The sequence below is a fragment of the Vibrio sp. 99K-1 genome (assembly GCF_013114585.1).
Lineage (GTDB): Bacteria > Pseudomonadota > Gammaproteobacteria > Enterobacterales > Vibrionaceae > Vibrio > Vibrio chagasii_B.
In genome coordinates this window covers 179891-202576 of record NZ_VTXF01000005.1, presented here as the reverse complement: position 1 = coordinate 202576, position 22686 = coordinate 179891, and the positions used below count along the sequence as shown (strand labels likewise).

Here is a 22686-nt window from a genome sequence, read left to right as displayed (position 1 = left end):
ATGTATATCCACATACCGTAATAGCACGAATCGCAGTAGTTCTATGACTCTTGTGTGATTTGCTCGATATCGACAATCTTTGAACGGTTCATGACTATTTTCCAACGATAGTAAGTTGGTTCATTATCGTGGTTGTTCTCTTTAATGATCAGATTGAGCAGGTGACGCTTCTCAACGGACTCTCGACTCACTTGACCTTCATTCAATCGATAAATCTTGTTCGAGCCCTTATCCATTAAGCGTGTCAGCGCTCTTAGACTGATCGACAAGGTTTCACGCGTTTCCTCGTAGCCACTCATAAAGGTTGATGTCGACATCTCTGTGTGCGACCGGTAATGCAAGATTTGCTCTTCACGCTGCACCACACGTTTCTTACGTATCGACTGAATGCGGTCAGCGAGCTTAGAAAAGTTTGCGTAGTCCAACCACTCAAGTTTATGACCAACTGACTTATTGGTTGTTGGATCGTAATAACGGCGTTTCCACTTTGGCTTGCCTTTACGAAGCCAGCGCCAAAGAATGTCTCTTAAATCGTCTTTGAATATCTCACGTAGTGCATAGATGAAAGACATTGCGACGATGAAAGAAGCGGTAATCTCTCCTAGGAAATCTCGGGCTAAGATAACCGTTGTGGTCACAACCACCATCACTAAACCAGTCGCAACACCTTTCACTGCTCGTTTAACGTTTTTACCCATTGAGGTGGTTTTCTCTTTGAGTACGATAGGGTGCTCAATCAAACGACGCAGCAAACGCATCTTGTTACTCAAGCGGGTTACATCTTCTCGAACTTTGGCTGAGTTGTAGCGGTTAAGTTTGCGGTGAGCGGTCTCTTTATCGCAAAGTGTTAAAAGACGCTCTTTGATGGTTGAATACTCGCTACCACGAGGCATGTGTGACACTAGCGATAGGAATTTTTGCTCGGTATACCAAGATAGGTAGTTGTCTATATTGGCATAGTAGCGTTTCAGGTTTTCTTCATAAGGGATACTTCGACGCAGCTTCTTTAATATGTCTAAAGCCAGTTCGATAACCTCATCCACTTCGTCAGCCGTTACGTCGTCACTATCATTTTTATTTAAGCTGCTGACCGCTTTATCTAAAGCGATAACATATTGGTAGGCGAACAAGCTCAAGCTTACACGGTATTGAGTGGTAGACAGTCGTCCACGTTTTGCTAAACGGCTGTGTACTAGGGGGAGTAGTGTTTTATCACTGTAGTACGCGCGTTTTTGAGTGATTGAGCTATAGAAAAATGCGCTCTCAGAAAGTACTTCTGGAGTGAGTCCAAGTTCACCGGGAATGAATAGATAAACATCCATGTCGAGCTTTTTGGTTTTAGCCATTGCATGGTTAATTTTGAGTGTTATCGCATCTTGTTTATCAACGGTGATCAACGATGGCTCCTAGAATGTAAAAATATGAATGAAACTAGCGAAAGCATATCAGAGATCACGTATAATCTCCGCCAAATTTAAAGTAGAGACAATCTTGATGATTAATATTGGTCAAATAAACAACTTAGAAGTAGTAAAACAAGCAGATTTCGGTGTATTCCTTGACGCTAGCGACTATGGAACGGTGTTGCTGCCGAAACGATTTACTCCTGAAGGTGTTGAAATTGGTCAAAAGTTAGATGTGTTCTTATACATTGATTCTGACAACCAGATCGCTGCAACGACTGAAAAACCTATCGCACAAGTTGGCCAGTTTGGCTTGATGACTGTTGAAGGTGTAAACAGCACCGGTGCATTCATGAACTGGGGCGTGAAAGGCAAAGACCTATTGGTTCCTTTCAGCGAACAACGTGGTCGATTAAACGAAGGCCAGTCAATCTTAGTATATGTGTACATTGATAAAGCATCTAGCCGCATTGTAGGTACAACTAAGTTTAACAAGTGGTTAGACAACACTCCTGCGAATTACAAACGCAACCAGCAAGTTGACTTAATCATCGCTGAACGTAGTCAGTTAGGCTACAAAGCGATAGTTAATGGCGAACATTGGGGCATGATTTTCCCATCAGACATCATCGGTAAATTATTTATCGGTAAGACGCTGAAAGGCTACATTAAAAACATTCGTGAAGAAGACGGTAAGATTGACCTTTCCCTTCAGAAAGTTGGCGTAGCTAAGATGGATGACTTAAGCATTAAGATCTTAGACTTGCTTGAGAAGAAAGGCGGCTTTTTGCCTTTGAATGATAAGTCTTCACCTGAAGCTATTTTCTCTGCTTTCAGAACCAGTAAAGGTACATTCAAAAAGACCATCGGTGGTTTGTACAAAGCTGGCAAGATCTCTATCGATAAAGAAGGCATTAGCTTAGCTAAATAAGACGAGCTCTCGGTTAAAAAAAAGCCCAAACTTTCCTGTTTGGGCTTAGGGGAAAGGGCTCCGAAGAGCCTACGCTAATCGTTTCAATTCTTTGTTTACTAGATGAAGTTTAGTTTAATTTTCCTAATATGCGATTTTTGACCGTTAAAATAGCGACTTGAATTGATTGTTTTGTTATTAAGTATTGGTTCGAAAGACCTTTCTATATAGATAGCATGACTCAAGTTCAATAGAAAAAGCCCAAGCAACGTGCGTTGTTTGGGCTTTTTGTTCATTCGTTTGTCTAATTTGCGATAGAACCGGAATGTTGGTTAGAACAGGTTCTTATCACGCACTAATTCTCGTGGTAGACCGTTTTTGACTCGATTGCCAACCCACTTACCAAGGCCAATGACTACGCCATTGTATTTGACCAGCACTTCACCTTTGCCGGATAAGCCTTCTGGGCGAACATCTCTACCCATGAACCATTCGCGAGCATCGTCGATAGTGAGCTCAACAATGTTAGCTTCGTTGCCTGTCGCGAGGGTTGTCGCCACTTGGTGTTGCCAGCGGTAGCCCTTTTTATGGGTTTCTGCGATCTTGATGCCCATGCGAGAGAAACGAAACTCACCAATCATCGGCTCTAACGCTTCAGGGAATAGCCATACATCTTTGTCACGTGTCCATACTTGAGTATCGCTTGGTAACTCAATATCTAACGCACTTGAAAGCTGTTCTGCAACTTCTTGTTGTACTTTCTTCGAAGCCTTCTCGAATGGAAACTTGCCTAAACGCTTCTTCACTTTTGGTGGTGTCACTGATGCTAATTTTCGGATGCGAGCAACGAAGAAACCTTCAGAGTCATAAACCTGAGGGAATATGTGTAGGAAGCCTTCTTCTGTTGTGGTCGCTTTCGCGTTATCGAATAGAGATTCTAGAGATTCAAACTCAACCGCATCACCAAAGGTCTCTTTTAAGTGATGACACACTTGTTGGTTTTCTTCTGTGCTTAACGTGCACGTCGAGTAGACCAATACACCATTAGGTTTGAGAGCGTGGAATGCACTTTCAATGAGGTCTTTTTGCGTGTCAGCAATTTCAACAACCGATTGATACGTCCAGTTCTTCATTGCGTCGGCATCTTTACGAATCGTGCCTTCACCAGAGCAGGGCGCATCTAGTAATACAGCGTCGAATTGTTCAGGTAACCATCCACCAAACACGCGACCATCAAAGTTACTGAGTGCTGCGTTTCTTACGCCGCAGCGTTCAATGTTGGCGTGAAGCACTTTAACTCGGCTTGCTGCGTATTCATTGGCAACCAACACACCACGGTTGTTCATCAGCGCTGCTATTTGAGTGGTTTTAGAACCTGGAGCCGCAGCGGTATCTAGAACTGCTTGATAGTTCTCTTCACCTTGGAAAAGAGCTGACGGTGGCATCATTGAGCTGGCTTCTTGGATGTAGAACAAGCCAGACATGTGCTCGGCAGTATTACCTAGTGGCGCTTCAGTTTCATCGGCATTGATCCAAAAACCCGTTTCACACCAAGGTACTGGTTCCAGTTCCCAACCTTTATCTTTCGCGCGTACCAGAAAGTCTTCAACACTGATTTTGAGAGTGTTCACTCGAATACTTTTACGAAGTGGCTTTTGACAAGAAGCGACAAACGAAGCCATGTCTAAATGGCTAGGCATAATGCTTTCAATATGAGTAAGGAATTCTTCTGGGATATATACGTTAGCGTGCAAAAGGGTATCTCGATTTATAGCGTTAATGCGGGCAGTTTAAAGCAAAATGAGATTGTCCTAAACCAAATTTGCTTTAAACAATAAAAATGCAGCTCAAAGGCTGCATTTGGATGTTAATTGTCGGCTATTCGCTCAGAGAACCGATGCTATAACGCGCGTTTATGGGCGAGGGATAGCGGTTCTCCACGACTTCCACTCGTCTTCGGCTTTAGGGTACAAGTAGAATGACTGGTCTTCTTGTGCCAAAGGCTGAAGTTCATTAGTGGGTGGTGTTGAGAAAGTAATACCACCTCTGATTAAGCTATCGACAGTACCTGCCTTGATGTTTGCACCAGACAAGCCGATAGACACATCCACACCCGATACATTCCAGAACACACTGTTGGCACGAATTAAGTAAGCGAACTCTGGTTTGATTTGAATGGTAGAGATAATACGATCTGCAAACTCACCAAGTTGAACGTCAATGACTGTGCCGATTTCTAGTTCGCGGAATAGAATCGGCGTACCTTCTGATACTGAACCGCGACTCTCACTTTGCAGCGTGAAAATCTTGCCTTCAGGTTGAACCGGACCATTACTTAGCTTGAATGCTGTGGTTTTGCTTCCTTTACCCGGTTCAACTTTAATGTGCTTAGAAATCAGAGAAGAGACATTCTTAATCCCATTCAAACCAATCTCCGGTTCAGCTAGCCAAAAATGGCTACCAGCAACAGCTATCTTATCGACATACTCAGGCAGGATACGAGCCGTAATTTCAATGCCACCTTTAGTGAAATTCGGAACGACTAAAGTCACTTCACCGACATTGACGCCTTGATATTTAATTGGTGTACCTTTGCTAATCTCTTGATCGCCCGAAGAAGTAATCGTGATAGCACGACCAAATTTACGAGCAGATTTAGAATCAGTATAGAGTTTCCAAACATCACCCAGTTTGTTGTCGATACCTGGCAGTGAATCAAACGCGATACCGCCTTGAATCAGAGTTTTAACCGGAGCCGCTTTGATGCTGATACCAGACAAAGACGCGTCAACCTCAACACCTGAACGGTTCCAGAAAACCGTGTGTTTGTTGATTAGGTGTGTGTAACGGTTTTCAATGGTGACCTGGATTCTCACACCACCGTCGGCAAGCTGGAAGTCACTGATGCCACCGACCTGAAGATTGCGGTAGAGTAGTGGGCTGCCTTTTGAAATTGACGGTAATTCGCTGGCAAACAGTGACAGTGTCTTCGAACCCGATTGGTTGAACTTGGCGATTTCTGCCAGTGATTTGCTTTGGAACAGTTGGTAACTTGGTCTTGCTTGAGCCTTACCTTCACTTACAAAGCTAATTGAGCCAGTCAGTAGTTGTTTTGCAGGCGGAACGGTAACGCTTAAACCAGACTCAGTTAATTCTGCACTCGCGCTACCTGTTACGAAGAAGCGGTTTTTGCTTTTTATGAGATGCGCGTATTCATTATCGATCAACGCATCCATGAACACTTCATGCTTATCGCTTCCTGTGCCAACGCCATCAACTAAACCGACTTTGATGATAGAGCCGACTGCAATGCCTTTGTAAAGTAGCTGCGTACCAACATCTAAACCGAAAGAGTTATTGGAGGTTAAGCGAATCGCTACTGATTTTTCCTGTTCTTGGCTGTATTCCGTTTTGCGAATCGCGGTAAAGCGGCGCGCTTTTTCACCCTCACCAGGGACTAGCGTTAAGAAGTTGCCTGTTACTAAGTTCGCGATATTCTTCATACCCGTCAGTGATAGTTCGGCTTCCTCAAGAATGAACTTACTACCACTGTTTAGGAAGTCGCTGAAAGCAGGCTGGATAGCTGCTGAAGCAACAACGTTTTCTCGGCCTTCGCTGAGTGATAAGTCGGTAATTTGACCGATTTCGATGCCGCGGTACATGATTGGAGCGCCAGTTGCACTGATCTTATTGTCATCAGGAACAGCAATCTTAATAGAAATACCACGACCAGCAGTTTTTAGATCTGGGTAGAGTTTGAATTTGGTGTTCATCTCAACTGGCTGACCATCTCCAGGTGAGTCTACGGCGATAGAACCACCTAATAGAGCGCTTAGGCTCTCTAAACGAACATCAACGCCTGAAAACCCAATGCTTGCCCCTAAGCCACTAACATTCCAGAAACGGCTTTGGTCGGTAATGATATGGCTGTATTCATCTTTAATAGCCGCTTGAATCGTGACTGACTTGCCGCTTTCGTTAAGCTGGTAGTTGTAGACCTCACCGATTGGGATCTTACGATAAACAATCTGAGAGCCAACAGAGACGCCACCCAAATCTTTTGTTGTCAGTGATATGTTCAAGCCATCGGCAGCTAACAAGTCAGAAGGTGCAGACTCTAAAGCTTGGAAAACAGTTTCTGGCTCTTGTTTGGTCTCACTTGGGTGAATTGCAATGTAGTTACCAGATACAAGCGCATCTAGCCCAGAAATACCAGATAAGCTTGCGGTCGGCTTCACTAACCAAAATCGAGTGCCTTTAGACAGCAGCTTTTTCGCTTCCGGATAAATATCAGCATCAACATAGATATTAGATAAGTCTTTCGAGAGGGTAATATCGCGAACCATACCCACTTCTAAGCCTTGGTAGCGAATTGTGGTGCGTCCTGCGACTAAGCCTGCCGCATCTGAGAAGTAGATCTGTACACGTTGGCCTGCATCATGGACTGACTTCATTACTAGCCAGCCCGCAAGCGCGACGGTGAGGATCGGGAGAATCCACAAAGGGGAAATGCCTTTGTTTTTTCTGACTTCCGGTGAATATGATGTTTGTGATTGGTTATTGTCGTTCATTCACTGACTCATCTTTAGAGGTATAGTTATCCCAAATTAGCCTAGGATCTAAGCTTTCCGCTGCCAGCATTGTGAGAACCACAACAACGCCGAAAGCGACTGCACCATAACCTGGTGTGAAGTTTAAAATTTGTCCACGGTCGACCAGTGTCATCATGATCGAAATAACGAACAGATCCATAACGGACCATTTTCCCACCCACTTCACGATAAAATAGATGGTCATTCGTTGTCTGTGGTAGAGAGCTCGCTTCATTTGAATGCAAATCAGTATGTAAGCAAGCCCAAGGATTTTGGCAACGGGAACGACAATACTCGCAATAAAAATGATGGCAGCGATGCCGTACATGTCACTATTGATAAGAGAGGCAACACCGGAGATGATCGTATCTTCCAGCCTTTGCCCGTTTGTAATAAGAATAGATATAGGAATCACGTTGGCTGGCACAATCGCAACGGCGGCGGCAAACAGTAGTGCCCATGTTTTTTGTATCGAGTAAGGCTTGCGGTGATACAGAGCATGATGACAACGAACGCAAGCGTGACCTTCGGGCTGAGAAAGATGGCAGTTATGGCAGTGCACGTTCTTGCTTTCGGTAAAGCTGTATTCCGACTCTTTTGCCCATGCTTCCCAGTAACGTCGAACACTAATTCGGCTCACCAGTAAAACGCTAAACAGCTGCAACAAGATAAGGCCAATTAAGCCGGGGCCAACAAAGATGTCTGAATAGTCTTGTAGCTTAAAGCACGAGATAGCAACGCTGACTAAGAATACATCCAGCATCATCCAGTGTTTTAAGGTTTGAATGATTGCCAGCGAGTAGCGGAACGGCGTAAAAAGTGCGAAACGAAGTGAAAAATGGCTAATGAGCACAGAGCCACATACCAATAAAGGGGCAATGGAACTGCAGAACAGGATAAGCAATCCAAGTAGTGGAAAACCTTCACCCATTAAGGTAAAGACGCCGGATGGTAACGTCGCGGGTATCATGACGCCAATCAGGCGAATACTGATGAATTCAAAAAAGTGCGATGGGATAAACAGCAATAAGCAGGTAATTGCAATTGCTAGGTTTCCAGATAGGCTAGGGGTGCCGCCGCGGTAAAGTTGAGTGCCGCACCTTGGGCAATAGGCCGACTTACCTAACGGGATATCCATTTTATCAACGGGCAGTTCGCAGCCTTGGCATAGTCGCACAGAGCTGCTGTCGCATTGATGTTCGGTTGATAAGTCTTGGGGTACGGATGGGGAGGTCATGCGACCTCCCAAATAGAATTGTGCGTCAGTTTAGAAGTGTGGTGTACGTAAGTAGAACAATAAACATCAGGCGTGCGACTGCACACTGCCATAGAGTGTTTGATAAAGTCCTTGTTGTTCAACCAGTTCACCATGTGTTCCCGTCTGTGTGACTTGCCCATCTTCTAAAACATAGATTAAATCGGCTTGTTTCACCGCTGATAATCGATGAGCCACGATCAAAGTTGTGCGATCTTTCAAAAACTCGCTCAATGCTTTGTGTAAAGCGGACTCTGTTGCCGTATCTAGTGCTGATGTCGCTTCATCAAGAATAACAAACTTAGGATTACTCAGCACCATGCGGGCGATGGCTAGGCGTTGTCGTTGACCACCTGAAAGGCGAACGCCATTCCTACCAATTTGAGTATCTAAACCGTTACTTAGCTGCTTGATTACGTCTTGCATTTGAGAGACTTCAAGCGCACGCCACAACGACATCTCATCGTAGTCAGCACCAAGTGTCAGATTATGCCTTAATGTATCGTTGAAGAGTATAGGTTGTTGTAAAACAACAGCAATTTGATTGCGTATAATATCAAAGCTGATGTCGTCGGTGGTTTCACCGTTATAACGTATACACCCAGAGTCAGCTTGATAAACCCCAATCAGTAACTGGATTAGTGTGGATTTACCACCCCCGCTTGCGCCCACCAAAGCCACCTTTTTACCAGCAGGTATGTGTAGCGAAAGGTTATTTAAAACAGTGTTTTCTAATGTGTAAGAGAATGTAACGTTTTCAATGTCGACTGTCACTTCCTTATCATCATGGAATGGATTTACCTTACTAACCGGGCGTCTCTCTTCTTCCAGTTGTAGGAGATCGTTAATACGCTGCAGTGCTGCCTTAGCGCTATACCACGAGAATTGAATGCCGAGTAGCTCTTGAACAGGTCCTAACATAAACCATAAGTAGCCGAATACCGCAAAGATTTGACCAATGGTTAAGTCACTGAACAGAACCATCAGCATCGCGACCGCTCGGAACAGCTCAAAGCCTAATAAGAAAAGTAGAAATGAAACGCGCCCGGCAGCTTCTGATTGCCATGCGTATTTGTCAGCATCGATTCTTACTTGATTCGCTTGAACTTTGAGTTCATCCAGGAAGATACGTTCTTTGTTAGCTGCACGCAGTTGATAGATGCCATCTAGTGTTTCTACTAATCGGTTTTGAAAACGTTCAAATGATTGGTTCTCGTGTTTCTTCAGGTGCTTAACTTTACTGCCTAGTTTACGTGAGAAGTAAATGACAACAGGATTGACCAGTAAAATGAACAGCCCTAAGCGCCACTCAAGCCACAACAAAACGATAGCGGTGCCGAACACAGTTAAGAAGCTGATAATGAATTTAGACAGTGTTGAACCAATAAACTTATCGATGGTCTCTATGTCTGTGATTAAGTGAGCATTAATGCCGCCACTGCCTTTTGTCTCGTATTGTTTGATGCTGATGCGACCGAGTTTGTCGATCATTTTGCTGCGCATCTTATAAGTGATGGTTTTAGAGACTAGAGTGAACTGACGTCCTTGAAGGATGTTAAGCCCTTGGCTGACGGTACGCATCAAAATGACAAGTAATAGGGTTAATGCAATATAGCCGGTAGGAGTTTGCATTGAGGTTGACAATAGATGGTTCATCATCTCAAGCCCAGATGCTGGCTTATCGAGAAGTACCTCATCGACCATCAGTGGCATAAGTAGTGGTATAGGGACGCTAATTAATGTCGCGAGTATGGCGATGATGTTGGCAAACACCAGTTTGGACTTGTGTTTTTTTACTTGAGTTATCAGCCAAGAACGGCTAATAGTGTCATCTGAATTGGTCATTTTAATGAGAATAAGTCCTATTTAGGTGGGTGGTCGCATTCTACTGTGTTCTCTTAATAATGGAAGTCTCAATTTAATTGGAAGTTAATATGAAAATAGAACATTACCATCGCTTAACCAAACAAGCCGTTGCATTAATCGAATCAGAAACCGATATGATCGCAAATTTGTCAAATATCAGTGCATTACTGTCGATGGAACTTGACGATCTTAACTGGGCAGGCTTTTACTTAATGAAGGGCGATGAATTGGTTCTTGGTCCATTTCAGGGTAAGCCTGCATGTGTACGTATTCCTGTCGGTCGTGGTGTATGCGGAACTGCGGTTTCGACAAACACCGTTCAACGTATATACGACGTGCATGAGTTCGAAGGTCACATTGCTTGTGACGCGGCAAGTAACTCAGAAATTGTGATTCCGTTTACGATTGATGGAAAAATAGCAGGCGTACTGGATATCGATAGTCCAAATGTTGGTCGATTTAGCGAAATTGACGAGGAAGGACTGACGTTTTTCATGGCTGAAGTGGAAAAGCTGCTTAATTCGCACGCGAACAAGGCATAAATTATTCTCTTACTGTGGTTTTTCCCAAGCATCTCTCTATAATACGTAAAAATATTTTCTTAATGCTCGCGGAAAACCGCAAAAACCAGGAACCCACATGGAAAACACTGAAAAGTTAAAAAACAGCAAAGAAGTTATCGCATATATTGCTGAATGTTTCCCTAAATGCTTTACTTTAGAAGGTGAAGCGAAGCCACTTAAAATTGGTATTTTTCAAGATCTTGCTGAACGTCTAAATGAAGACGAAAAAGTAAGTAAGACTCAGCTTCGTGCAGCGTTAAGACAGTACACATCATCATGGCGTTACCTGCACGGCGTAAAAGCTGGTGCAGAGCGTGTTGACCTAGACGGCAACGCGTGTGGCACACTAGAAGAAGAGCACGTTGAGCACGCTAAAGCTACACTTGCAGAAAGCAAAGCTAAAGTTCAGGCTCGTCGTAAAGAGCAAGCACAAAAAGCTCGCGAAGAAGGCAAAGCGAAACCTAAGGCGAAGAAAGCTCCACAGCCTCGTCGCCAAGCGCCTAAAGCACCAAAAGTAGAAAAGCCTGTAGAAACACGCGCTTTGAACGCTGACGAATTCATCGCTGGCAAAGAAGTAAATGTGAACATGGGTAAAGGAAACATGGCTGCGACCATTGTTGAAATCAATAAGGAAGATGTACGTGTTCAGTTAGCAAACGGCCTACAAATGGTTGTTAAAGCGGAGCACTTGCGCGCTTAAAGGAGATACTCCTACGCATGAAATGCCGTTCAAAATTGACACTGATTGCTGCTAGCTTTTTGCTAGCAGCTTCAGCTCAGGCTCTTGAAGCCAAATTAGATCAGGACGATTTACCTCTACTCGCTCCTGAGGTCCAACACGAAACTGCTAGTAAACGTGTTACTTCTCGATTTACTCGTTCCCACTATAAACACTTCAATCTCAACGACGATTTCTCTCAAGCTATCTTTAATCGTTACTTAGAGATGCTGGATTACAATCGTAATATCTTCACCCAAGCTGATATTGACTCTTTCTCTGCGGCATCGAAGCAAATCGATGACCAGTTAAAAGCAGGCAATAACCAGATTGCTTTCGATGTTTACAATTTGTCTATGCAGAAGCGTTTTGAACGTTTCCAGTATGCATTGTCTTTGCTCGATACTGAAATCAAGTTTGATACCGATGAAACTATCGAACTTAATCGTAGTGAAGCAGCGTGGCCGAAAGATATCGCTCAAGTGAATGAGCTTTGGAGAAAACGCGTTAAATACGATGCGTTGAATCTAAAACTAACTGGTAAAGAGTGGCCAGAGATTCAAGAAGTTTTGGAAAAGCGTTACAACAATGCGATGAAGCGTATTACGCAATCGCATAATGAAGATGCTTTCCAGATCTACATGAACGCATTTGCACGAGAGGTCGATCCTCACACTAGCTACCTTTCTCCAAGAAATGCAGAGCAATTCCAATCTGAGATGAATCTTTCTCTAGAAGGGATTGGTGCTGTGCTTCAAATGACAGACGACTACACCGTTATCCGTTCTTTAGTTGCTGGTGGCCCTGCGTCAAACAGTAAACAATTGAGCGATGGCGATCGTATTGTCGGCGTTGGTCAAGATGGAGAAGAGATTGTTGATGTTATTGGCTGGCGCTTAGACGATGTAGTACAACTTATTAAAGGCCCGAAAGGGACTAAAGTGAAGCTGCAGATCTTACCTGATGGTAAAGATGCAAAAAGTCACGTTGTCACAATTGTTCGTGATAAGATTCGTCTAGAAGACCGTGCTGTTAAATCAGAAGTTATCGAGAAAGATGGTAAGAAGATTGGTGTACTAGAAGTGCCAAGTTTCTACGTTGGCCTTTCTAAAGATACCGACAAACTGATCGCTGAGCTCAAAGAGCAAGGTGTCGAGGGTATCATTGTCGATCTTCGTAATAACGGTGGTGGTGCACTTACCGAAGCAACGGAACTCTCTGGTCTATTTATCAAAGAGGGACCTGTTGTCCAAGTTCGTGATAGCTATGGTCGTGTCAAAGTGAACAGTGACACCGATGGTAAGATCAGCTACCAAGGTCCGTTAACGGTATTGGTGAATCGTTACAGTGCATCAGCATCTGAGATCTTTGCCGCTGCAATGCAAGACTATGGTCGTGCGATAATCCTGGGTGAGAACTCTTTCGGTAAAGGAACGGTACAACAGCATCGTTCTTTGAATCATATCTATGATTTGTTCGATAAAGAGTTAGGCTATGTTCAATACACAATCCAAAAATTCTACCGTATCAATGGTGGTAGTACGCAAAACAAAGGGGTAGTTCCTGATATTGCATACCCAACGCCGATTGATCCAGCAGATACAGGTGAAAGTGTTGAAGATAATGCACTACCTTGGGATAGCATCGACAAAGCGAAGTACTCTGTGTTACAGCGTAACGATGAGGAAATCGCGGCGTTAACGGCTAAACACCAAGCTCGTATCGCGACAGACATGGAATTCGGCTTTATTGCGCAAGATATTGAAAAGTATAAGGCGGATAAAGACGACAACGAACTTTCTCTGAATGAAAAGGTTCGCCAGCAAGAGAGTGATGATGCGGAAGCACTTCGTTTAGAACGTATTAATCAACGTCAAAAAGTCGCTAAGTTAGAGCCTTTCAAAACGTTGGACGATGTTCCGAACGACTATGAAGCCCCTGACGCTTATCTTGATGAGTCGGTTGCAATCATGCTAGATATGATAAAGAAATAGGCTTACCGCCTGTTGAAATTAAAAAGCGAGCTTAGGCTCGCTTTTTTTGTATCTGTTCGGTCTGATGTATCTCTATCTATATGTTTCTTTTGGTTTTTATTGCTAGTTAGTAAGCGAATGCCCTGTGAGTTTTCTAGATTTCTGTTTGGTAAATAATGACATTTAAGTTACTTCGCATTTAAAATTTAGTGACTTGGATCATATTTTTTCGCTTTCTATTCATTACGTGCCTAAGCTTAAAGAAAAACGAGGGGGCGCTTATGAAATGGATTCTACTATTTTTATCTTGTTTAAGTTTTGCTGCTTTTGGGAGTGAAGTTACTCCTAACGGTCAGCAATCAAAAAGTGATAGTAACTTATCCCATTTTGACCTTCCTTTGTTGCTTGGTGACTGGTATTTAATGAATCCAGATCCGGAGCAAGGCACTGAAAACTTTAGAGCAATAAAGCTGACTCTCGATTCAAATTATTCGTTTACTATCGATATCCAGAAAAAAGACTATAGTGTCGACCATTGGGAAGGTTTATATAATGCCAATGAAGACACAATTATTCTGGGTCTGAACACTTCTGAGCCTCAAGTCTATTCTTACAGCAGTAATCACAACATGCTGAATCTTAATGGTGTGATGTTTACTAAAGCATTACCCAATGCACTGGCGGGTATTTGGTCTAGCGCTGAGCTATCGGGTAGCGATTTAAGAGCGAGTAACATCCAAAAAATGGATTTGGTTTTGCAGCCTGACTTTATCTTCATGTTCCGCGTGTCTGATGAAGAAGGTGGCGAAGTTATTCGTCGCGGGGTGTATTACACCGAAGGCGACCAACTAGTGTTACTTTATGAAAACGGTGAACACGGCACTCGATATACACTGAACAGCGATGTGTTAACGCTACAAGGTGAAGAGGGAGATATGTTTGCGGTGCTGAATCGCATCCGATAATCGTGAGTTTTAGACGTAAAGTGGTACTCGTTGATAATATTGTGCACAGTTCATTTATTAGTCGTTCCTGTCTAGTTTGATTGATAAAATAGCAAAACATGGAGGCATTTTCCTACAATGCCTCCTTTTTTTAATATTCCCCTTGTTTTATTGGCGATCAACCTTTAGATATATACAGTTAAAAAATTATTACGTATAACGATCAAAAGGAACTCGTCATGGCACATACACCTCAAGCCAAGTATCGTAAAGATTATCAATCACCATCTCACACTATTTCTGAAATCGATCTTACTTTCGATTTATACGATTCAGCATCCATCATTACTGCGGTGTCTAGTGTTAAGCAAGAAAAAGACAGCTCAACATTAGTACTGGATGGTGAAGGCTTGAAGTTGGTTTCTGTGTTGGTTGAAGGCAATGAGTGGACGCAATACGAGCAGTCTGAAACTCAACTAACGTTAACTGATCTTCCGAAGGAATTTACGTTAACCATCGTTACTGAAGTGAACCCAGAAGGTAACAGTGCACTAGAAGGTTTATACAAGTCAGGTGGCGCTTTCTGTACTCAGTGTGAAGCCGAAGGTTTCCGTCGTATTACTTACTACATGGACCGTCCAGATGTGTTGGCGAAATTCACAACAACAGTTATCGCCGACAAAGCAGAGAACCCGTTCTTATTAAGTAACGGTAACCGTGTTGATGAAGGCGAGGCAGAAAATGGTCGTCATTGGGTGAAATGGCAAGACCCGCATCCAAAACCAGCGTACTTGTTTGCACTCGTAGCCGGTGACTTCGATGTACTTCGTGACGCATACACCACGCAATCGGGTCGCAAAGTTGACCTAGAAATCTTTGTTGATAAAGGCAACCTAGACCGTGCAAACCATGCAATGGTGTCTTTGATTAATTCAATGAAGTGGGATGAAGAGCGTTTCAACTTAGAGTACGACCTTGATATCTACATGATCGTAGCGGTTGATTTCTTTAACATGGGTGCGATGGAGAACAAGGGTCTCAACGTATTCAACTCTAAGTTTGTTTTAGCGAACGACCAAACAGCAACGGATACCGATTACTTAGGTATTGAAGCGGTAATTGGTCACGAATACTTCCATAACTGGACGGGTAACCGAGTGACTTGTCGTGATTGGTTCCAATTGAGTCTGAAAGAAGGTTTAACCGTATTCCGCGACCAAGAGTTCTCTTCGGATCTTGGTTCTCGCGCAGTTAACCGTATCAACAATGTGCGTATCATTCGAGGTCCACAATTTGCCGAAGATGCAAGCCCAATGTCTCACCCAATTCGTCCTGAAAAAGTGATAGAAATGAATAACTTCTATACATTGACCGTGTACGAAAAGGGCAGTGAAGTGATCCGTATGATCCACACATTATTGGGTGAAGACGGTTTCCAAAAAGGCATGAAACTGTACTTCGAACGTCACGATGGCACGGCAGCAACGTGTGAAGATTTTGTTGCCGCAATGGAAGATGCATCGGGTGTTGATCTGTCTCAGTTCCGTTTATGGTACAGCCAGTCTGGTACGCCGACGCTGTCCGTTGAAAGCCATTACGACGCAGAGAAGAAACAGTACACATTAACAACCCGTCAAGTAACGGCGCCAACTCACGAACAAGCTGAAAAGCAGGCTTTGCATATCCCTCTAGATATCGAGTTGTACACTGCGTCGGGTGATGTTGTTGAGTTACAATGTAACGGTGAGCCAGTTCATAACGTGTTAGACGTGAAAGAAGCGGAACAAACTTTCGTGTTTGAAAACGTTGCGGAACAACCGATCCCATCATTACTTCGTGAATTTTCTGCGCCAGTGAAATTGGAATACGACTATTCAGATGAAGAGCTGATCTTCTTGATGGTGAATGCTCGCAATGAGTTCTCTCGTTGGGATGCGGGTCAAATGCTATTAGCGAAGTACATCCGCAGTAACGTGGAGAAGGTTCAACAGGGTCAAGCGTTTGAGCTTTCTGATTCTGTTGTTGACGCATTCCGTGGCGTACTGCTGAGCGATTCACTAGAGCCTGCGTTTATTGCAGAAATGCTTTCACTGCCAAGCCACAATGAAGTATCGGGTTGGTACGAGCGTGTTGATATTGATGCGGTCGCATCGGTCCTTAACTCGATGAAAGTAACACTAGCTGCAGAACTTGAAGACGAGTTAGCGGCTGTTTATCACAGCCACGCTCTAACAGAATACACGATCGATCACGATTCGATTGGTAAGCGTACTCTACGTAAAGTTTGCCTAAGTTACTTAGCTCACACTGAGCAGGGTAATGACTTGGTTGTTGCGATGTACCAACAAGCGAATAACATGACAGATACGATGGCAGCAATGGGTGCGGCAAACAGTGCACAACTAGCATGTCGTGAAACCTTGATGGCGGATTACAGTGACAAGTGGAAACACGATGGTCTTGTTATGGATAAGTGGTTTGCATTGCAAGGTACAAACCCAAGTTCAAATGCCCTTGAAGTGATCAAAGAGTCTATGTCACATCAAGCGTTCAGCTTAAAGAACCCAAACCGTACTCGTAACTTGGTCGGTTCGTTCTTAAACATGAACCCAGTTCAGTTCCATGACAAATCAGGTCAGGGCTACGCATTTGCTGGCGAGATCTTACGTGAGCTAAACAGCAGTAACCCGCAAGTGGCTTCACGTCTGATTGATCCACTGCTTAAATTCCGTAAGTATGATGATGATCGCCAAGCTCTTATCAAGCAAGAACTTGAGACATTGAAGAACATGGATAACTTAGCAAAAGACTTATTTGAGAAAGTAACGAAAGCACTAGAAGCTTAAGTTAAGCGTTCTCAAGGCTAACGGTTTACTTATAAACTGTTTACTTACAAAGAAAAGTCATCAGTGGTAGAGAATATCTGCCACTGATTTTTTGTTTCTGGCTCATCGAATTTTCGATAAGCTAGAACAGTTTCAAGCTCAGTCTCACTGTCAGACATCGTTAAGTGCCAAAAAATACCGGCACTGTATATTTATACAGGTATCGTATGAATCACTATATTTTCCAACTTAACATCTCATATCAGCAGTTTTTGGCCAGTTATTCTGGTGCGGCAAGTAAAGTACAAGTAATGACAACAACAGGATTGCGTATTCAGTTACCTGCAACTCGGTTCAGACCTTTTCTTACACAAATAGGGGTTAGAGGGCAATTTAGGCTGACAACTGACCAAAAAAATAAGTTTATTAAGTTAGAAGCTCTGTAAAGCTTGGCATGCCTAGTGAGTTAAAAGGAATCTTAATCACATAATCAAACATTTCACCTCTTACCACCTCCAAAACAATTAACCATTTTTCAATAATGCTTTTACAATAAATGAATGCATTACCTTTGCTTAACTCGTTAGTAGAAAAGTGTTCAAAAGCGCGATTCAAACGCCAGATTAAGTGATACCCCTAATAATAAAATATAATTCTAATTGTGGAGTGTGACTATGACCGCACGTGAAACTGTGGTTCCAGTTTTACTTGAAAAAGTTTACAAGCTGATTCAAGACAAACTTGACCTTGCTCATCGACCTCTCGTAACTCAACTTGCTCAACACTTGTTTAGTAACGTTTCTCATGACGACCTGACTCAGAGAAATGAATCCGATTTATATGGTGCTGTAGTTAGTTTATGGCACCACATCAACGAAAAGAAAGCTGACGAAATCTCAGTACGCGTTTTCAACCCGACGGTAAGTCGTCAAGGTTGGCAGTCCACTCACACTATCGTTGAGATAGTGGTACCGGACAGTCCTTTCCTTGTTGATTCTGTAAAAATGGCACTGACTCGCCTAGACCTTTCTTCTCACCTTATGCTGCATAACCCAACGCAAATCTCTCGCTCTGATTCGGGAAGTGTAGTGGGTGTGAGCAGTGGTGAAGGTGTTTTCCAATCTTTGTTCCACATCGAGGTTGACCGTCTAAGTAGCAAAGCAGAAATGACGGCACTTAAGACAGAGCTTCTAGACATTTTCACTGACACTAGCCTAGTGGTTAACGACTGGTTAACGATGGTTGAAAAGCTGAAAGAAGTCACTGACCAAGTTGAACAGCAAAAAGAAAGCATTCCAGTAGATGGTCAACGTTTTGATGAGACGTTGGCGTTTCTTCGTTGGTTAGGTGAACACAACTTTACCTTTATGGGTTATAAGGAATATGACCTAGTTTCAGTTAACGGCGATACTGAGCTGCAACCGACCAAGGAGCAAGGTCTTGGTTTGTTTGCGAATTCAGATCGTGTACGTAACGTTAAGTTGTCTGAGTTTTCTGACTCGGCGCGTTTAGAAGCAAAAAAACCGTATGTACTTATCGTAACAAAGGGCAACACGGCTTCACGCATTCACCGCCCAGCTTACAATGACTACATCGGCATTAAGAAATTCGATAAGAACGGCAAGGTAATTGGTGAGCACCGTTTCACTGGTCTTTACACTTCTGCTGTTTATAACCAAACCGTTGAAACGATTCCTCTAGTTCGTGAGAAAGTAGAGCGTATCTTAAACGCGAGTGGTTATCGTGAGGGTTCATACTCTTACAAAGCTCTGCACAACATTCTTGAAAACTACCCACGTGATGAACTGCTTCAAGCTCGAGAAGAAGAACTGCTTGAAGTGGGTACGGGTGTCGTACAGATGCAAGATCGTGATCTTCTGCGTCTGTTCGTTCGCAAAGACCCGTTTGGCCGTTTCTTTAGCTGTATGGTTTACGTAACAAAAGATCGTTACAACACTGAACTTCGTCGCCAAACACAGCGCATCTTGAAGCAGTACTTTGGGTGTGAAGAAGAAGTAGAATTTACAACGTACTTCTCTGAGAGCCCTCTGGCAAGAACGCACTATATTGTTCGTGTTGATAACAACAACATGGATGTGGACGTGAAAACAATTGAGCAAAATTTAATGGAAGTATCGTCTACGTGGGATGACCGTCTATCTGAATCAATCATTGCAAACTTTGGTGAGAGTAAAGGGCTTCCATTGTCGAAAGAGTACATGCGTGCATTCCCACGTTCGTACAAAGAAGACATGATGCCAGGTTCTGCCGTTGCAGACATCGAACGTTTAGAAGCACTGAGTGAAGACAACAAACTTGGTATGCTTTTCTACCGTCCACAAGAAGAAGCTGCAGACTCGAAAGCAGTGCGCTTAAAGCTGTTCTACCACAGTGCAGAGCCAATTCACCTTTCTGATGTGATGCCAATGCTTGAAAACTTTGGCCTACGCGTAATCGGTGAGTCGCCATACGAAGTGCGTAAGACCAACGGTACAACCTATTGGATCTTAGATTTCTCAATGCTTCATAAGAGCGACCAAACAATTGATCTTCGTGAAGCGCGCGATCTTTTCCAACAAGCCTTTGCTGCAATTTGGGCGGGTGAGTTAGACAGCGATGGTTTCAACCGCTTAGTACTTGGCGCTGGTCTTTCTGGCCGTGAAATCTCAATCTTACGTGCTTATGCTCGTTACATGCGTCAAGTAGGTTTCCCATTCAGCCAACAATATATCGAAGACACATTGTCTCATTACCCAGAGTTAGCAAAAGGGCTAGTGAGCTTGTTTGGCAAGCGTTTTGACCCGAAATTGAAGGGCAGCGCGAAAGGCCAACAAGATCTTATTAAGAAGATCACTGAACAGTTGGATCATGTAGAGAGCTTGGATGATGATCGTATCATTCGTCGCTACATGGAAATGATCACTGCAACGCTTCGTACTAACTACTACCAAGTAGACGAAAACAAGCAGTCTAAGCCTTGGTTGGCTCTGAAAATGAGACCAAGCGAGATTCCAGATATCCCTGCGCCGGTTCCTGCGTTTGAGATTTTCGTTTACGCACCAGATATTGAAGGTGTTCATCTACGTGGCGGTAAAGTAGCACGTGGTGGTTTACGTTGGTCAGACCGTCAAGAGGACTTCCGTACTGAGATTCTGGGCCTAGTTAAAGCACAACAAGTTAAGAACACGGTAATTGTACCTGTTGGTGCAAAAGGTGGTTTCGTTTGTAAACGTCAGCACACTATGTCTGGCCGTGATGAAATCTTTGCTGAAGGTCAACGCTGTTACAAGCGCTTCATCCGTGCACTACTAGACGTTTCAGACAACATCATTGAAGGTGAGGTTATCCCACCTAAGAACGTGGTTCGTCATGATGAAGATGACCCGTACTTGGTTGTTGCAGCTGATAAAGGTACAGCAACGTTCTCTGACTTAGCGAACTCAGTATCTGAAGAGTACAACTTCTGGTTAGGTGATGCGTTCGCTTCGGGTGGCTCTAACGGTTACGACCACAAAGCGATGGGTATCACAGCAAAAGGTGGTTGGGAATCGGTTAAGCGTCACTTCCGTGAAATGGGCATTAACTGTCAGACTACAGACTTCACTGCGATCGGTGTTGGTGATATGGCAGGTGACGTATTTGGTAACGGTATGCTGCTATCTAAGCACATCCGCCTACAAGCTGCATTTAACCACATGCACATCTTCATTGATCCGAATCCAGATTCAGCATCAAGCTGGGTAGAGCGTGATCGTTTGTTCAATCTACCTCGCTCAAGCTGGGAAGATTATAACAAAGAACTGATTTCTCAGGGGGGTGGCATCTTCTCTCGTCGAGCGAAGTCTATCTCTCTAACACCTGAAATTCAGAAAATGCTGGGTACCAAGAAAGCATCAATGGCGCCAAATGATCTGATCAAAGCGATCTTGTCTATGGAAGTTGATCTACTTTGGAATGGTGGCATCGGTACTTACGTTAAGTCTTCTAGTGAAACTCACACTGATGTTGGCGACCGTGCTAATGACGTGTTGCGTATCAATGGCGGCGATTTGAAAGCAAAAGTTGTTGGTGAAGGCGGTAACTTGGGTATGACTCAATTGGGTCGTATTGAATATGCGCTTACCGGCGGCCGAGTGAACACAGACTTCGTTGATAACGTGGGTGGTGTTGACTGTTCAGATAACGAAGTAAACATTAAGATCTTCTTGAACGGTTTGGTGTCTAATGGTGATCTCACTGTTAAGCAACGTAACCAAGTGCTTGAGTCAATGGAAGATGAAGTTGGTGAAATCGTTCTTGATGACGCGTACTGCCAAGCTGAATCTATTTCGGTAACTGAACACCAAGGCGTGAGTTTAGTTAAAGAGCAAATCCGCTTCATTCATACTATGGAGAAAGCAGGGTATCTGGATCGTGGTTTGGAATACATCCCAGATGATGAAACTCTGCTAGAGCGTGAGAAGCAAGGTCAAGGCCTGACGCGACCTGAGCTATCAGTATTGATTGCTTACGGTAAGATGGTTCTAAAAGAAGATCTTGTGAGTGATGATATTGCGAATGATGAGTTCCATGCGCAACAATTGATGCAATACTTCCCAACAGAGTTACGCCGTAACTATTCTCAACACATGGATAACCATCCACTGCGTGCAGAGATCATTGCGACGGCTCTTGCTAACCAAATGGTTAACGAAATGGGCTGTAACTTCATCACTCGTCTACAAGAAGAGACGGGCGCAAACATTGTCGATATTGCGAATGCTTACGCGGCATCACGTGAAATCTATGGTTTGGGTCAAGTGCTTAAGAGCATCCGTGAACTGGACAATATCTCTAGCTCAGAAGCTCAATATGAGTTGCTGTACCATGTACGTCGTACACTACGCCGTTTAACACGCTGGTTACTAAGAAACCGTACTGGCAAACAATCTGTGAAAGCACTGGTTGAACTTTACCAAGGCGATGTAGTAGCTATTACTGAGAAACTGGATGAAAATCTGGTTGCTTCAGAAGTAGAAGAGCATCAAGCAATGGCGCAAGTATGGATTGACCAAGGCGTTACAGCAGAATTGGCGAATTCAGTAGCTCGTCTGTCTAGCTTGTATTCAGCACTGGATATATCCACAGTGGCCCGTGAAACGGGTAAAACAGTACAGCAAGCATCTAAGCTTTACTTCAACCTTGGCGACCGCCTGTCTCTGCACTGGTTCTTGAAGCAGATCAATGGCCAAGCCGTCGACAACAACTGGCAAGCATTGGCACGCGCTGCATTCAGAGAAGATCTGGATTGGCAGCAACGTCAATTAACAGGTCAAGTACTTAACTGCGGTTGTGGTTCGGATCTTGATGTGATCAAAGCGCTCGACGATTGGATGGAAAGCAATTCTGTTTCTCTACATCGTTGGGAAAGTATCCTGAACGAATTCAAAGTGGGTTCTGTTCACGAGTTTGCTAAGTTCTCAGTTGCGTTGCGCGAATTGATGCTACTGAATCTAAACTGCATGTCGAAAGACTAACGATTAGACTCAAGTAAAACGATTTCAGGGCAGGCCATTTGGTCTGCCTTTTTCGTTTCGGGTTATGATTGCTTACCCTGGAAAGTGAGTAGCCGTAAATTCGTAATGTCTCAAACCGATT

13 protein-coding genes are annotated in these 22686 nt (G+C 43.7%); 8 read left to right on the top strand and 5 right to left on the bottom strand.

Annotated features, from left to right (window positions below; translation table 11 throughout):
• Nucleotides 1-41: 41 nt before the first annotated feature.
• Nucleotides 42-1397, bottom strand: a complete 1356-nt coding sequence (locus F0228_RS06190; protein ID WP_061033454.1) for a hypothetical protein — start codon at nt 1395-1397, stop codon at nt 42-44.
• Between the two features lie 28 nt (nt 1398-1425).
• Between F0228_RS06190 and F0228_RS06185 the strand changes: the two genes are divergently transcribed.
• Nucleotides 1426-2334, top strand: a complete 909-nt coding sequence (locus F0228_RS06185; protein WP_008223483.1) for a S1-like domain-containing RNA-binding protein — start codon at nt 1426-1428, stop codon at nt 2332-2334.
• A 311-nt stretch (nt 2335-2645) separates the two neighbouring features.
• On the opposite strand, the gene rsmF is transcribed toward F0228_RS06185, so the two are convergent.
• From rsmF to F0228_RS06165, 4 genes are all read right to left on the bottom strand, one after another.
• Nucleotides 2646-4067 (bottom strand): 16S rRNA (cytosine(1407)-C(5))-methyltransferase RsmF, encoded by a 1422-nt coding sequence (gene rsmF / locus F0228_RS06180; RefSeq protein WP_171762015.1) that lies wholly within the window; start codon nt 4065-4067, stop codon nt 2646-2648.
• A gap of 159 nt (nt 4068-4226) precedes the next feature.
• Nucleotides 4227-6884 carry an MlaD family protein gene (locus F0228_RS06175; protein ID WP_061033452.1) on the bottom strand — a complete coding sequence of 886 codons (2658 nt, stop codon included), beginning with the start codon at nt 6882-6884 and terminating at the stop codon, nt 4227-4229.
• Nucleotides 6871-8142, bottom strand: coding sequence for a paraquat-inducible protein A (locus F0228_RS06170; protein WP_239939777.1), 1272 nt, complete (start codon nt 8140-8142; stop codon nt 6871-6873). Before F0228_RS06170 ends, F0228_RS06175 begins: the two co-directional genes overlap by 14 nt.
• 66 nt (nt 8143-8208) lie before the next feature.
• A complete protein-coding gene (locus tag F0228_RS06165; RefSeq protein ID WP_171762014.1) occupies nt 8209-10005 on the bottom strand; it encodes an ABC transporter ATP-binding protein in 1797 nt (598 codons plus the stop codon).
• An 89-nt stretch (nt 10006-10094) separates the two neighbouring features.
• Between F0228_RS06165 and F0228_RS06160 the strand changes: the two genes are divergently transcribed.
• From F0228_RS06160 to F0228_RS06130, 7 genes are all read left to right on the top strand, one after another.
• Nucleotides 10095-10568, top strand: coding sequence for a GAF domain-containing protein (locus F0228_RS06160; RefSeq protein ID WP_008224656.1), 474 nt, complete (start codon nt 10095-10097; stop codon nt 10566-10568).
• A gap of 97 nt (nt 10569-10665) precedes the next feature.
• On the top strand, nt 10666-11289 hold the full coding sequence (gene proQ / locus F0228_RS06155) for an RNA chaperone ProQ (protein ID WP_004742319.1): 624 nt from the start codon (nt 10666-10668) through the stop codon (nt 11287-11289).
• A 17-nt stretch (nt 11290-11306) separates the two neighbouring features.
• Nucleotides 11307-13301, top strand: coding sequence for a carboxy terminal-processing peptidase (gene prc, locus F0228_RS06150; protein ID WP_171762013.1), 1995 nt, complete (start codon nt 11307-11309; stop codon nt 13299-13301).
• Between the two features lie 260 nt (nt 13302-13561).
• A complete protein-coding gene (locus F0228_RS06145; RefSeq protein WP_061033448.1) occupies nt 13562-14245 on the top strand; it encodes a hypothetical protein in 684 nt (227 codons plus the stop codon).
• 218 nt (nt 14246-14463) lie between these two features.
• Nucleotides 14464-17070: an aminopeptidase N gene (pepN, locus tag F0228_RS06140; RefSeq protein ID WP_171762012.1), complete on the top strand. Its 2607-nt coding sequence runs from the start codon at nt 14464-14466 to the stop codon at nt 17068-17070.
• A 206-nt stretch (nt 17071-17276) separates the two neighbouring features.
• Nucleotides 17277-17495 (top strand): DUF2835 domain-containing protein, encoded by a 219-nt coding sequence (locus tag F0228_RS06135; protein ID WP_081090361.1) that lies wholly within the window; start codon nt 17277-17279, stop codon nt 17493-17495.
• A gap of 228 nt (nt 17496-17723) precedes the next feature.
• Nucleotides 17724-22565 (top strand): NAD-glutamate dehydrogenase, encoded by a 4842-nt coding sequence (locus F0228_RS06130; protein ID WP_171762011.1) that lies wholly within the window; start codon nt 17724-17726, stop codon nt 22563-22565.
• Nucleotides 22566-22686 lie beyond the last annotated feature (121 nt).